The organism is Schlesneria sphaerica (assembly GCF_044336245.1).
Classification (GTDB): Bacteria; Planctomycetota; Planctomycetia; order Planctomycetales; family Planctomycetaceae; genus Schlesneria; species Schlesneria sphaerica.
On sequence record NZ_CP172346.1, the window covers coordinates 7,108,496 to 7,122,222 of the forward strand.

At 56.2% G+C, this 13,727-nt stretch carries 11 protein-coding genes and 1 pseudogene; 4 read left to right on the plus strand and 8 right to left on the minus strand.

What is annotated here, in order from left to right; translation table 11 throughout:
- Positions 1 to 15: 15 nt before the first annotated feature.
- Positions 16 to 432 (minus strand): cupin domain-containing protein, encoded by a 417-nt coding sequence (locus ACGY09_RS25435; protein WP_397569956.1) that lies wholly within the window; start codon positions 430 to 432, stop codon positions 16 to 18.
- A 523-nt stretch (positions 433 to 955) separates the two neighbouring features.
- Here ACGY09_RS25435 and mdlC point away from each other — a divergent pair.
- Both mdlC and ACGY09_RS25445 read left to right on the plus strand, forming a co-directional pair.
- Positions 956 to 2,569, plus strand: a complete 1,614-nt coding sequence (mdlC, locus tag ACGY09_RS25440) for a benzoylformate decarboxylase (RefSeq protein WP_397569957.1) — start codon at positions 956 to 958, stop codon at positions 2,567 to 2,569.
- A gap of 274 nt (positions 2,570 to 2,843) precedes the next feature.
- A complete protein-coding gene (locus ACGY09_RS25445) occupies positions 2,844 to 3,254 on the plus strand; it encodes a tautomerase family protein (RefSeq protein ID WP_373652162.1) in 411 nt (136 codons plus the stop codon).
- A gap of 43 nt (positions 3,255 to 3,297) precedes the next feature.
- On the opposite strand, the gene ACGY09_RS25450 is transcribed toward ACGY09_RS25445, so the two are convergent.
- Positions 3,298 to 4,254 carry a DUF1254 domain-containing protein gene (locus tag ACGY09_RS25450; RefSeq protein ID WP_397571911.1) on the minus strand — a complete coding sequence of 319 codons (957 nt, stop codon included), beginning with the start codon at positions 4,252 to 4,254 and terminating at the stop codon, positions 3,298 to 3,300.
- Between the two features lie 24 nt (positions 4,255 to 4,278).
- Positions 4,279 to 5,697 (minus strand): annotated as a pseudogene (locus tag ACGY09_RS25455) (DUF1254 domain-containing protein); the annotation flags it as partial.
- Between the two features lie 244 nt (positions 5,698 to 5,941).
- Between ACGY09_RS25455 and ACGY09_RS25460 the strand changes: the two are divergent.
- Positions 5,942 to 6,295: a hypothetical protein gene (locus tag ACGY09_RS25460; protein WP_397569958.1), complete on the plus strand. Its 354-nt coding sequence runs from the start codon at positions 5,942 to 5,944 to the stop codon at positions 6,293 to 6,295.
- Here ACGY09_RS25460 and ACGY09_RS25465 read toward each other — a convergent pair.
- From ACGY09_RS25465 to ACGY09_RS25475, 3 genes are all read right to left on the minus strand, one after another.
- Positions 6,261 to 6,716, minus strand: coding sequence for a hypothetical protein (locus tag ACGY09_RS25465; protein ID WP_373652160.1), 456 nt, complete (start codon positions 6,714 to 6,716; stop codon positions 6,261 to 6,263). The genes ACGY09_RS25460 and ACGY09_RS25465 overlap by 35 nt on opposite strands.
- Before the next feature lie 237 nt (positions 6,717 to 6,953).
- The gene (locus ACGY09_RS25470; protein ID WP_397569959.1) at positions 6,954 to 9,383 is read right to left on the minus strand and encodes an arylsulfatase; all 2,430 of its coding nucleotides are present in this window, start codon (positions 9,381 to 9,383) and stop codon (positions 6,954 to 6,956) included.
- 67 nt (positions 9,384 to 9,450) lie between these two features.
- Entirely contained in the window at positions 9,451 to 10,308 is an 858-nt protein-coding gene (locus ACGY09_RS25475; protein ID WP_397569960.1) for a pirin family protein, read from the minus strand.
- Between the two features lie 554 nt (positions 10,309 to 10,862).
- On the opposite strand from ACGY09_RS25475, the gene ACGY09_RS25480 reads away from it, so the two are divergent.
- Positions 10,863 to 11,393: a dihydrofolate reductase family protein gene (locus tag ACGY09_RS25480; RefSeq protein WP_397569961.1), complete on the plus strand. Its 531-nt coding sequence runs from the start codon at positions 10,863 to 10,865 to the stop codon at positions 11,391 to 11,393.
- An 88-nt stretch (positions 11,394 to 11,481) separates the two neighbouring features.
- On the opposite strand, the gene ACGY09_RS25485 is transcribed toward ACGY09_RS25480, so the two are convergent.
- Both ACGY09_RS25485 and ACGY09_RS25490 read right to left on the minus strand, forming a co-directional pair.
- Complete coding sequence (locus ACGY09_RS25485) at positions 11,482 to 11,817, minus strand: DUF2004 domain-containing protein (protein WP_397569962.1); 336 nt, start codon at positions 11,815 to 11,817, stop codon at positions 11,482 to 11,484.
- Between the two features lie 185 nt (positions 11,818 to 12,002).
- Positions 12,003 to 13,370 carry an APC family permease gene (locus ACGY09_RS25490; RefSeq protein WP_397569963.1) on the minus strand — a complete coding sequence of 456 codons (1,368 nt, stop codon included), beginning with the start codon at positions 13,368 to 13,370 and terminating at the stop codon, positions 12,003 to 12,005.
- Positions 13,371 to 13,727 lie beyond the last annotated feature (357 nt).

The window sequence follows — 13,727 nt, forward strand, 5'->3', positions numbered from 1 at the left end:
TGTGCCCTCGATCCGCTATTCCGGAATGACCAGATCCTTCGCATCACGCGAGTGGATGACCCATGCCAGAACGCGTGTTTTCGACTTGCCCGGGTTTTTCGAAACGCGGTGCAGACATCCGCCAGGCTCATAGAAAGTCTGACCCGCTTTTAACACTTTGGGCGGCTGGTCGTCGATGGCCCATTCGTACTCCCCTTCCAGGACGTAGCCCAGAACGGGTCCCGGGTGGCGGTGAGCAGCCCCTGCCTGACCCGGCTCGAGAGTGACCTCAGCCGCGGTCCCCTTTGATACTTTGCCGTCGATTTTTTCCTGGATGTCCCAGGCCGCCAGAGGCCTCACGGTGCCATGCTCATGGCCTTCATGGGTTGCGATCGCATACCCGCTTGCCGTCAAACCGATTCCCAGTGCCGTAATCCAGATTTTGCGAACCATGTCATGATTCCTTCCTGAAAGAACTATGGTCTTGTTCAACTGCAACAAGGACGAACGAGCGAGACCATTTGTGACACGGCCTCCAGAATTTTCTGAGAATATTTTCTCTGAAATTCAGGGCCGTTCTTCCCAGGGCAATTTCTGAAGATCGCTGCTGGGACCACTGAGAACTGATGAGCGTTCCTTCGAGGGTGGACGCCAGCCCTGCTCGCAGGCGTGGGCAAGTTATTGGTCAACCAGCTAAATCACTGGTCACGCCTGAGGACTGATCCAGAATGTGAACATCCCTTCCGCGTGCGAAATGTGGAAAAACAAGGCAATCGTGCAGACAACCTGCGGATTCCGGCGCCCCGTAGCCGACGCGGTACACCCTTTGCGAATTGGCAACACCCACGGCCAACGCAGTCTTTCAGTCAGCTTTCGTGAAGGGCAGACGACTGACTGCCAATGTCCTATCAGCCTTGCCGCAGATCTGACTCGTCATTCAGCAGGTGGTGCTTCATTCATTACGAAAGGGAAACAAATGACCGGACGACCTACAGTTCATGACGCGACTTATGATCTTCTGAGAGAGCTGGGACTGACAACCGTGTTTGGTAATCCCGGTTCGACAGAACAATCGTTTCTGCGAGACTTCCCGGACGACTTCACCTATGTGTTAGCACTTCAGGAAGCCTCTGCATTGGCAATGGCGGACGGATTCGCTCAGTCGACCGGTAAGCCGACGTTGGTCAACCTGCACACTGCTGCCGGAACCGGAAATGCCATGGGAAGTCTGGTTGCCGCCTACCGTTCAAATACTCCGCTGATCGTTACCGCCGGCCAGCAGACCCGTGAAATGTCACTGATCGATCCTTACCTCAATAACCCCAACGCGACGCTACTGCCTCAGCCATGGGTCAAATGGGCCTTTGAGCCGGCGCGCGCCGAAGATGTCCCCGGGGCTTTCATGCAGGCCTACGCCGTTGCCATGCAGCCCCCTCAAGGACCGGTTTTCATTTCGATACCGATGGACGATTGGGACAAGCCGGCGCTCGGGCCGGCCGCCGTCCGTACGGTGAGCGACCGAGTCGCCCCGGATCCTGCGCGACTGGCTCAATTCGCTGAGAAGATCAACGCCGCGCAGCGCCCCATGCTGCTGTACGGGCCTGAGATTGATCGGGCCGGCGCCTGGGCAGCGGGAATCGAATTCGCTGAGAAGTTACAGGTCCCCGTTTACGGCAGCGCACTATCGGACCGCGTGTCGTTTCCCGAGGACCATCCGCTCTATGCGGGACCATTGCCACTCACGATTGCCGACGTTGAGAAGGTGATCGGCCAATACGACCTCGTCGTGGCCATGGGTGCCCAGGTTTTCCGCTACTATCCCTATGTGGCCGGCAACTACCTGCCAGAAGGGGTGGAACTCTTGCAGATCACTTCGGATCCGCACCTGAGTGCTGTTGCACCTGTCGGCGCGAGTCTGGTGGGTGACGTTGGCATCGCTCTAAAGGAGCTGACGTTGCTGGTGGAGGTGGCGGCGGGCCGCGTGCCTCCTCGACCTCTCCTCCGGCAGCGTCGCAAAGAAGGTCACGCCACCGCCCCCCTCACCTCAAACGCGGTGTACGAAGTCTTGAGCGAGGTCAAGCCAGCTAATGCAGTACTGGTGATGGAATCCACCTCGACCCTGCTCGACCAGTTCAACTGGCTACCCACGACACGCCCTTGTAGTTTCTTCGCGACTGGGAGTGGTGGAATCGGCTGGGGTGTGCCCGGAGCAGTTGGCGTGGCGCTGGGGGACCGTGAGAAGGGCATCAAACGGACCATCGTCGCGACGATCGGTGATGGCTCGTTTCAGTACTCTGTCCAGGCGATCTGGACTGCGGCGCGCCACAAGTTGCCCATCATCTTCGTGGTGTTCCGAAATGGTGAGTACGCGATCCTCAAGTCGTTCGCACTCCTCGAAAAGACCCCGCACGTTCCCGGATTGGATCTTCCGGGGCTGGATATCGCGTCACTGGCAACGGGGTTCGGATGCCGCGGCATCAATGTCGAGACCACGGAAGAACTGGCGAGGGAATTTCGGATGGCTCTTGATGTAGAAGGTCCCACTGTGATTGTCGTCCCCACGAAACCCCAGCTTCCCCACCTGGGTTAGTCGTCAACGTGTCCGCTACTCTCGTTCTGAAACGGGGTTTGAAATATGCCAGGGAACGTGGCGAAGCTCTTGCTGAGTTGTCGGGCTGGGTCAGTGCTGCGACGGAACTGCTTGGCTTGAGCTTCGCCTTCTTAATCTGCTTCCGGTAACTGCGCCGATTCTTCCGTTGATTGGGAGGACAGTCACCAGACGTCGAACAGAGTTCATCCGATCACTCGACTGAACCAGGGCACTCGACTTCAGTTTCCTGGCTCATCATGAAAGGGAGGTTTCCATGCCGATCTACCACTGCACCATCGCCGCTGGAACGCTTTCGAGTGACTTGAAAAGCGCATTGGCCGCGGAAGTCACGCGTATCCATTCGGCGATCAACCACGTCCCCGGTCGCTACGTCAATGTCGTCTTCAATGAACTTGCCGCAGACAATGTCTTCACCGACGGCCAGCCGGCTCAACCACTATTGATTACAGGATGGGTTCGAACCGGGCACCCTGATGGAGAAACCTCCCAGCTGCTGGCGGCCATTGCGGATGCAGCCACCCGCGTCACAGGGTTTCCTGCTTCCCGTATCCTTGTCGTCATCCAGAATAGCCCCGCACGCTTCGCCATCGAAGGAGGACGCACGCTGCCGGAACCAGGGCATGAACACGAGTGGATTGCGGCAGGGGCAACCAAAAATCACTGAATTCGAAGCAGATGCCGATTTTCCTGGGCTTCAGGCAAGCGAATCACCGAACCGGTTCTGCCGTCGGAAATTTCCATTTGCCTTCGAGGATCTCTTTCCGTGGACGGTAGAGGCGGACCATATAGTTCCAGCCTGGTGTGATGGGCAGACAGTTCGGCATCGACCCCTCGCAGCCGCCAAACTGGACAGTGACTGAGCCATCCGCGTTAGTCTTGGCAGTCACGTTATTGATCGTGTAGGCCTGCTGGTTATTCGCCTCGAAAAAGCCTTCGGCGTTATACACGCTGATCGACCAGAATCCGTCGACGGGAACATCCTTGATTGTCATTCGATAAACGACTTTACCATCGTTCTCTTTCGGTGTGACATTGAGATAGAACGCGTCTTTGTCGGGATTCCCGCCCCAGGCCATTGCGCTCCCGATGAGGTGCCTTACTGGCTGCACTTCGGCCTTCGTGCCAAACATTCCTCGAGTATCGGAAAGCTGTGAACCGAGCGCGATCAACAGGTCGCGAACGGTCTTCTGACTGGCCTCGTCCCACTCGGTTGTCTTGAACGTACCTTTGCTCGCCTGTTCAACCTTAATGGCATCCTGAAGCTGGGTCGCGGCCTGAATATCAACAGGGTTTGAAGGGTCGGCGAGAATACGTACCGCAGCCAGGACGTAACGGGTCCCCATGCTCTCACGGTTCAGCGTGTAAGATCCCCGCTCGTACGCGACGAAAGGGGTGTAATGGTCCTGATTAATAACCTGCATCGAAAGGAATCGTTTTCCTGCATCCGGGAGCGTGATTTTTACCGGACCAGCGTCCAGATCGAACACGGCTGCAGAGTAGAGCGTGTCGCGATTCATTCGAACGACAGTCTGTTTGTCGATGGGGGTGGGGACACGATTGTGACTGAATTGCCCCAGTGCGTTATACCCCTTAATCGTTGCGGCGAAGTACGCGTCGCTCTCTGCACGGACGAAGTTGTCTACCGTCACTATCGTGCCCGTCACCGCCGTGGTTCCTTCGCCTCCTATACGCTGCAAAGGTGGCTGCTTCCAGCGGCCGGCGAGGGCTTCTTCCTTCGGCCAGTACAAACGGAGAATGGAAAAAAACTCTCCGTCGGGAGCCGGCAGCCAATTGGATTCCTTTTCATTACCCGGTGAGTCGTGCTGCAGGTAGAGGGTCACTCCGCCGTCAGCATCCCGCTTCAGGTCGGGCAGCATCGGTGAATTGATCAGATAACGCTTCAGGGGATTGGCGACAAGCAGGCTCTTCGGCAACGAATACATCGTCAGGGACCAGAACGCATTCACGGGGGGTAACTCGCCGGGAGCAAACCGAAGAGCGTAACGGTGTTTTGAAGCGTCCAACTTGTTCCCGCCGGCATCCACAAAATAGGCCGGGTAAAGTGCCTCTTCCTTCGAGTTTCCATAGATTCCCAGGACGGCGGAGGACATGCGCGACAGGTAATTGTTTTTCAGAAATTCCCGAGTTCCGAAGCCGTCAGCGGCCGTTCGTTCCCCCGTATCGATCTGTTCCTTCTTATACTGAAGAAACTCGTTCCACGCATCGACCATCCCCTGTTGAACACCGTTTCGGATTTCCGGTGAGAGCTTTCCAGAATCGAAGGTTCCACCTGGACCGATTCCCAGTTTACTGAACCGGGCCATCAGTTCCCGTTCGCTTGGATTTGTAGGACAAAGCCCCAGGACAAAGTTCAGTATCTGGAAAAACTCTGGTGACGTTTTTTGAAGCTCGGCTGTCAGGGGCCGGGCAAATTCCAACTTAGTCGCAATCGGAGCCTGCTTGCCGAGATAGGAGGAGAGGGGCTGGACCTTGTACCCCATCTGTACTTTACGGACTTCATCAATGTCGTCCGGTTTGAAGAGTTGCGTTCGATACAGAATCCAGCCAATTTCGGTTTCTGATCGAATGATGGCGTCGATCCCCTCCGGCTTTTCACCGTTCCAGTTGGGGCCGGCGAGCAGGTATCGACCGGGGCCGTTTCCGGTTGAGCGACTGCCGACGTAGGCGAAGTTGAACGTGTAAGCGTCAATGAATTGAAGCGAGTAGTATCGGCCATTGTCCACAGGGGGGACGGTGATCACGAGTGGTTCGGCGCGAAGATCGGTACCCAATTGCGAGTAAGGGGTGTCCGAGTTAGGAGTCTGGATAGCTTTATCATCGGGTGTATAAACGCGAGTTTCATTATGGAGCTGATTCCAGGGAGCCTTGAACTCACCACTGTTGCGGTCCACGAAATACGAGTGCAGGACGCGATAATTGTCCACCAGCGGAAAGCCATAGATGTACGCCTCTTTCGCGATTGCTCGTGCTTCGCCTGGTGTGACTGCGTCGCTCTTCGGCTGTGCTTGAGCGTCCTTTGGGACACAGTGGCATAGCAGGCAGGTTCGCAGAAGTAGGAGAGCAGTCCAGTGAATTCGCGCGCGCATGATGTGGCCCCTTTCCTGCGACGTTGTCATCGAAGGTTCTGTGTCGACTGACAGTTGAGATGTGGATGCGGTGAATTTAAGGGAACAAAGACATGCTCGCTACTGATCGCACGAGCAGAATTTGACTGAGCTTCCGCAGATTCGCAGTTCCTCGTACCCTCCAATTCCCGCTCGATTCACCAGGAAGGTCGAAACGGTCAGCGCTGATCGCAGGTTCCACCTGCTCAATGATGGGAAGGGCCGCATGCTACCAATCGATCTACTGCGTGTCTTATGGTCGGAAACATGGTGGCGATGGGAACGCCCACCCGGCAGTCCGTTCATGCTGAGTGAAATTGCTTGCCACTATTTCAACTTCGTCGAAGCGACGGCCTGGTTGATTTTTGCCGTTCTTGTGTTTCGTCGCTGGGAGATTCACAGGCGCTCGCCAATGGAGGTGCCCTACGCACTTTCTTTTGTCCTCTTCGGAATCTCGGACGTCATTGAAGCATGGATCCTGACCTCATGGCTTCTCTGGTGGAAAGCTGTCAATCTCATCGTTCTGTTTCTACTCAGACGAATGATCATGCGGAACTATCCTGGCTCCCGGTTGTTCTGAATTGGCGCGACCGCGTTACGATATACGCGATCCAGCCGGCCAGAAACGCAATCTCAATGACGCCGTCGACGAGATAAATCGGAAGAATCACGCTTCGAGTCACGTAGATGAAGTCGATTGCGGCCAGACTGATCGCACTCGCCATCGCGAGGAACACGATTTCCAGAGATTCGCGACGACGCCAGGCCGCCAGAATCAGCACCAGACCGATCGAAGTGATCAGCAATCCAACAGTCATGACGAGCCAGTGGTCGGCCTCCAGCCCTGTTACAAGGTGATCGGTCTTCTCACCGGTGACGAGTTTAAACGTCCGTATACTGATGAGCGGCCAGACGCCGAACACAGCAAAGTAGACTCCTTGTAACCACAATAACACCACCGCAATCGTCGAAGAGGCCGGGCGTTTGTGTTCATCAGTCACGGGGCGGTCCCTCCTGCTGGAAGTGCGGTCGAGGCTTCTCAGAAGCGGCCCCGTGCCTTTGGGGCGTTTTCAGGGAAGATGGAGCTACGGTTCCGCAGATTTGCGGCAACTGTAATGCCACATTCCGTTTATCCGCCTTTCGTGGCACCTTCCTCACAATTCAAGCGGAGGTATCGAGGGGACATGAGTCCTGGGCAGCTTCCCGTTGTCTCCTCAGGGCTCAGCGGTTCAGCCTGTTTACTCCTTCACATACTCGAAAGTTGTTCTCTCGACAGTCCCACTGAATTTTGCCGGAGCGTGGTCGTAGTAGTCCTTCGACACTGGCGAGCCATAGTCGACACCAATGTCGAGACAGTCATTCGCGGTAAAGCCGACAGCCGCCGTCTGTGGTACGCGCCCTTGTGCCACCGTCTTGCCATTCACTTTGAGTGTCACATCCATCGGCGAACCGGGGCGAGGAGCCGTCAGTCGGGACTCGACCTCGACCTTCACCTTCCCTGCCGGAAATTTCGCTTCTGACTTGATGCGGGTGCGGTCAATCATGAACAAGTTGTATTCATAGTGCAGGTGACCATTCTTCACGAAACAGGTGAGGCCCCCCGCGAAGCCTCCGATCGAGTAGAGGACTCCCTCGGCGTTTTCTGGCGCATCGACAACCATGACAACATTGCTGGGAAGTGCTCCCAGCTTGGGAGCCGTCGCTTCGGGAATGCGAGTTAAAGGACCGTTGAACGTCCAACTGTGGAAGGGACTCATCGGCAAGTCTTCGGGGTGCATGACCATCGTCCACAAGCCCCCTCCGATCGGCAGGTTTTTGTTTCGAGTCGACTCGACAAGAAACATGTTCTTCATATGAGCGACTTTCTCTGGCAGGTCCGCCGCCAGATCATTGGCTTGAGTCCAGTCTTCCTCCAGATTGTAAAGCTCCCAGATATCCGATTCGGGGGTCCATTTGTCAATTCCTTTCGGCAATCCAGGAATCCAGGGGGTGCGGGGACCGAACGTACAGGCGAACCAGCCGTCATGGTAGATTCCACGACTCCCCATGATGTCGAAAAACTGGGTCGTCCGCCGCCCTTTTATCTTCGAATCGGCGAAGGTGTATGCCATGCTGATTCCATCAAACTCATCCTGCGGTACACCATTGACTACCCGGGGGGGAACGATATTAGTCAATTCGTAGATTGTCGGAGCGATGTCGATGACATGGTGGAACTGGGGACGGGGTTTGGCATCCGGCGCGATCTTCCTGGGCCACGTCACCGCCAGGGGCTGACGCGTCCCTCCGAAGTGTGCTGCGACCAGCTTCGTCGATTTGTACGGAGTGCTGCCCGCCCATGCCCAGCCAGCATGGTACATGTTGTCGGTTTTCGCCGAGCCGAGTGCATCAAGGCCGCCGAGTTCATCCAGCTCATCGATATGTTGGGAAACCTCAGTACGAATACCGTTTTGGGCCAGCAATTCGCTGATGGTGCCATTCTGGCCTTCGGCGGACGACCCATTGTCACCCCAGATGTAGAAGATCAGCGTATTGTCGAGCTTCCCTTGCTTTTCGATTTCATCGATCACACGTCCCGCGTTGTAGTCGGCGTGCTCAGCGAATCCGGCAAAGACTTCCATGAGTCTCCGCTGGAATGGTTTCTCGTCGTCGGGGATTGAATCCCACGCGGCGAGGGTCTCGGGCCGCGCGGTGAGCCGGGCGTCCTGCGGAATCCAGCCCAGTTCTTTCTGTCGGGCGAACACTCGCTCACGGTAATCGTCCCAGCCGTCGTCAAATTTTCCTTTGTATTTATCAGCCCACGCCTTCGCGACTTGATGTGGTCCATGTGCTGCACCAGGAGCCCAGTACATGAAGAACGGTTTGTCGGGGGCGAGTGCCTGTTGCTCCTGTAACCACCCAATGGCGTCCTCGGCGATGTCATCCGTGAGGTGGTAGTCCTTTCGGTGCAGTTCGTGAGGGTTAACGACCGTGGTATTCCGCATCAGGTTCGGTTCGTACTGTGATGCTTCGCCAGCCAGAAAGCCGTAGAAGTGCTCGAATCCGTATCCCGTTGGCCAGTTATCAAACGGGCCTTTCGCCGATGTCTGTTGCGCCGGCGTGTTGTGCCATTTGCCCCATGCACCCGTGTTGTAACCGTAGTACCGAAGCACTTCGGCGACGGTCGCCGATGATCGAGGAATCAATCCGCTAAACCCGTCCCAATCATTCGCGAACTCCGCAATCTGACCATTCCCCACGCGAGTGTGATTCCGCCCGCAGAGCAGTGATGCCCGCGTCGGACTGCACATCGCCGTGGAATGAAACCGGTTATAGGAAATTCCCTTTTTTGCCACGCGGCTGAGCGTCGGTGTGTTGACCTCGCCACCGTAAGTGGACGGAGTCCCCGGGCCCACATCGTCGATCAGAATGATCAGAATATTCGGTGCCTCGACAGAAAGGCGCTTCGGTTCGACTCTCTTTTTATGGAGCGAATCCTGAATCGTCAGTCCGGCGGTAGAAGCAGAGGGTGTCGGTGGAAACGGCAGGACAGATCCGTCTACATGTGTTTCCGAATCTGATCGTGGCTTGTCTTGCGGGACATCCTTCGCGTTCAACAGGACCCCGACAAAGCCTGAGACGCACCCCAACGCCACCATTGTTAGCGCTAACGCTGATCGTCGACTCATCGAATCCTCTCCTGCTTTCCCATCCGCCTGGTTTTTCGCGATACACAACGTCACGGCAATTCAGCCGTCAAGTCAGGTGCCCCATTCGTCCATTTCTGTAGTCCAGAATCGCGTCAGTGATTTCCACTCGCGTATTCATCACAAACGGCCCTTGCCCGACGACCGTTTCACCGATCGGTTCCCCCGTCAACACCAGCAGTCGAGCGCTTGATTCCGCCGCAACTTGAACTTCGCTTCCAGCCCGTTCAAGCTCGGCCAGTTCCGCAGCGTGGATGGGCTGGCCGTCAATACGGAGAACGCCTGACTGCACAATCATCAGTGAGGTGTGCCCCTCAGGCAGCGATAACTCGGCTTGCTTCGAGTCAGCCAGTTGTACGTCCCAGACGTTGACCTGGGTGAATGTTTGCGCGGGACCGCGAGTCCCCTGAAAGGTCCCCGCAATCACCCGTACGGTGCCGGCTTCATTCGGCAGCAGGACGCGGGGAATCTCTGAATCGACCAGGCCCTGATACTTCGGGTGAGACATCTTGTCCTTCGCGGGAAGGTTAAGCCAGAGCTGAACCATCTCCAGTGTACCACCATCGCGCGTAAACCGCTCACTATGAAACTCTTCATGGACAACGCCCGCGGCGGCAGTCATCCACTGCACGTCCCCTGCCTGAATTACCCCCTGGCTGCCCGACGAATCGCGATGAGCCAGTTCCCCCTGGTAGACGATCGTAATGGTTTCAAATCCACGATGCGGATGCTCCCCGACACCACGAGGGGCTTCAGCCGGCGCGAAGTGGTGTGGACCGGCGTAATCAAGCAGCAGGAACGGATCGAACCGGTCGCTCTCGGCATAGGAAAACAGACTCCGGACAGGAAACCCGTCACCAACCCAGTGCGGGTGCACACCGGAAATAATCTGACGTAGCGTTTTCATATCTGCCGCGTTCCTTTCCCTGGGGCGGTCGTTTCAGACGTTGAGACGGTGATTAGGTGAAATGGGTGAGAGTCAGCGATGTCGCGGAAACAAGTCTCCTCGACATGGAGACACCATTGAACACTCAGGCGAGACTGGTTGCAAATGGCGGCCAGACCGTGCAGGAAAGACCGCGACCTGAAGTGAAAGTTCCGCGTTCAGGAATATACCGATCGGATCACTCAGTACACACGCTACGCCATGGTACACGTGAAAGGTTCCTGTCAGCAGTTTGGCTCCAGTGGACTCGTGCCTGCGCCACGACTTACGGTAGACACGAAAACCGGAATTCAGATCTGGCGGATTGCTCACGTAAAGACGAGAACAGACTGGTGAGCCGCTCGATCACGACCTATACCAGGCTTTCGCGCCGGTGAACTTGAAATCGCTGCGGGAACTGTATCGTATCATCAGTCTCAAGCCATTTCTCTCGACCTGTAGACCAGGGGAATCTTGAGTTGGCCCGACGCGGTTTGAATAGTGTAGTATTTTCGAGTTGTTCCCCGGGGGAAGTCATGGCGAAATTTGTCTACGGAATGAACCAGTCCCTGGACGGCTACGTCGACCACATGAAAATGCAAACCGGTCCCGTGCTTTTTCGTCACTGGGTAGAGCACGTTCGAGGTCTGACCGGGAGTGTCTATGGTCGGCATGTCTATGAACTGATGCGGTATTGGGACGAAGACCGGTCAGAGTGGAGTTCTGATCAACAGGAATTCGCTGACGTCTGGCGCAGGCAACCGAAGTGGGTGGTCTCGCGTACGTTGAAGTCCGTCGGTCCCAATGCCACGCTCGTCTCAGATGACCTGGAGACCGTCATGCGCGAGCTCAAAACTCGACACACCGGCGAGATTTCTGTCTCCGGACCGAATCTGGCCCAAAGCCTGACTGAACTCGGCCTGATCGACGAATATCGCCTCTACTTGCACCCTGTTGTACTCGGTAACGGCAAACCCTTCTTTGCAGGACCGCGTCCACCGCTCCGCTTCGTCACATGTGAAGAAATGGGCGACGGCACGATCAGACTGACGTATGTTCCCGCTTAATGTTGTCCCGGACCGACGCGACGTCGAAGATCAGGCCCGCCAGCGCAAGTCGGACCGACTGTGGTGGTTTTCGCTCACGAGGATCGCATCAACTTTCCATGGTGATCTCAATGATTTTTCCCGACTCATCAAAACTGACGCAGACGGCGTAGTCTGTCACTTCGCCCGGAAGTGTGAAATCAAACATATCGATCTCATCGTCTCCGCCCCAATGCGACCGGAGAACCAGAGCTTCCAGGATCTGCTGCGCATTTGGTCGCGTCGTAGAAAAATGAGATGTCCAGTATGAGGGATCCAATTCTTCCAGATGATGTGACACGAACAGCGTTGCTCCGAATTCATCGTCAGGTGTACCGTAGGCGCGTTTGATGGCGGCGCGTGCTGCAGATTCCCGTCTCTTGATTTCGTTCTGATGAGTGGCCATAGCGGATCATGTCTCCCGATCAAAAAGATTGATGGTCAACCGACAGGACAACAGCGAGAATCAGAATCGTTTCCTGCTGAACATAAACTCTACTCAAGTCAATCCGGCTGCAATATGCAACTGCACGCCGGCGACGGTCTCCAAAGTCGAGTTCTCTGTGCTCTGCAATTGCCTCGAAGAGTCCCTCAAATTGTCCCGTCACGTTCGGCGGTTCGGCGTTTCAATTGTGCCGCCACCCAATGCCAGGCGACGCCGCCGGTGATCAGTGCCAAACCGACCAGCCAAATTCGGAGCTCAACCCAGAAGGCGAGGAAGAGGCATGACAATAGTCCCAGCCAGGAAATCCAACGAGGATATAGTCGCTCGTCTTCCGTCAATCGAATCGCAGCGAGATTCGTAATGGCATAGTAAATCAGCACTGTGAAGGCGCTGAACGACCAGGTGGTTTTGATATTACCAGTCAGTACCAGAGCTGCAATTAGCACGCTGACAAGAATCACGGCGGGATAGGGTGTCGCCTCGAGGAGGGTGACGCGGGCGAAGAACGAGGGAATATCCCTCCTCCGACCCATGGCGAGGACAACGCGTGACAGCCCCAGAACCAGGTTCAGCAATACCCCGAACATGGCCGTGACGGCTCCTGCTGCTACGACCAGGGAAGCATATGGAGCGTCGAATTGTCGAGCGATGACCTCCAGGGGAGCGGCATTGGAAGTTCCGGCTGCGGCCAATCGGTCGACTCCGACGGAGGCCATACTCACCCAACCCACGGCCAGATACAGTCCCATCGAAGCCAGAAGCGTAACGATGATGGCCCGCGGAATCGTGCGACGGGGTTCGTAAACTTCCTCTGACAATGTCGCGATTCTTCCATAGCCGGTGTAGGCCACGAACATCAATGCGCATGACTGCAGAAACCCGGAGACGGGGGACGCCGTGTCGGACAACGGTGAAAAAAAGGGAGTCAGGTGAGTCGTTCCTGACGCCAATGCAGACGGCAATCCGGCGATCACATAGTAGATCAGGGAAATCAACGTCACAGAGACAATTGCGATGTTTGAGATGCTCGATCGGCGAATGCCGCTCAGGACGAGAACGGTCACGACAGTCACCACTCCTAAGGCAAGTGGAACCAGCCAGGTGGATTCGTTCTGACCAAGTGCATGAAGAACATAGCCAGAGAATCCCAACGCCGCTGTCGCCGCCGAGGCGGTCTTGGCGCAGAGAAACATCCAGCCGGCGATAAAACCGAGGCTTGGATGCAGCCAGCGATAGCCATATTCGTAAGTTCCGCCGCTCACCGGGTGGTTGGCCGCGAGCTGTGCGCTACTGAGGCCGTTGCAGGCTGCGACCAACGCGGCGACCGCAATCGACAAGATGAAGGCGGGACCCGCAACACCGGCGGCGATCCCGATACTCACGAAGATTCCCGTACCAATAATCGAACCTAGGCCCATCATAGTGGCCCCGAGAACGCCCACTTCTCGTTTCAGTTGCGGGTGTGATCCTGCGGACGATGTGTTGGCCGAGAGATCTGGGATGGATTCATTCATGCACGTTCCCCGCGCGGACCGCTGCGACGAAGCTGCCGATGCACCCTGTGCCAGTCACAATGCCTCAGCCTCATCGCGGGTAGCGGGACGAAACATACCATAGTCGACAAGCCGAGCATTTCAGCTTCGCAGACTCGAACAGTTCAAAGCGGGCGACCGGATTCCGCTTCACGAGCACGAGGGGCAAGCTTGAAGCGAGCGACAAGGGAACAGGATGTGAGGACTGCTGATGCTTGCTCGCAGATGTATCTGGAAACGCGTCGTTTGATCCATTGGAACTTGATACCTGTGGCCTGCTTTCTCCGTTCTGCTGCCGTCGAGAGTTTGCTCCCCACTAAACGAGTACGGGACGCGAGG

Coding starts and splice junctions, on each gene's coding strand:
- mdlC (WP_397569957.1), top strand. CDS start 956: ATGACCGGACGACCTACAGTTCATGACGCGACTTATGATCTTCTGAGA.
- ACGY09_RS25475 (WP_397569960.1), bottom strand. CDS start 10,308: ATGAAAACGCTACGTCAGATTATTTCCGGTGTGCACCCGCACTGGGTT.
- ACGY09_RS25445 (WP_373652162.1), top strand. CDS start 2,844: ATGCCGATCTACCACTGCACCATCGCCGCTGGAACGCTTTCGAGTGAC.
- ACGY09_RS25470 (WP_397569959.1), bottom strand. CDS start 9,383: ATGAGTCGACGATCAGCGTTAGCGCTAACAATGGTGGCGTTGGGGTGC.
- ACGY09_RS25435 (WP_397569956.1), bottom strand. CDS start 432: ATGGTTCGCAAAATCTGGATTACGGCACTGGGAATCGGTTTGACGGCA.
- ACGY09_RS25460 (WP_397569958.1), top strand. CDS start 5,942: ATGCTACCAATCGATCTACTGCGTGTCTTATGGTCGGAAACATGGTGG.
- ACGY09_RS25485 (WP_397569962.1), bottom strand. CDS start 11,817: ATGGCCACTCATCAGAACGAAATCAAGAGACGGGAATCTGCAGCACGC.
- ACGY09_RS25490 (WP_397569963.1), bottom strand. CDS start 13,370: ATGAATGAATCCATCCCAGATCTCTCGGCCAACACATCGTCCGCAGGA.
- ACGY09_RS25480 (WP_397569961.1), top strand. CDS start 10,863: ATGGCGAAATTTGTCTACGGAATGAACCAGTCCCTGGACGGCTACGTC.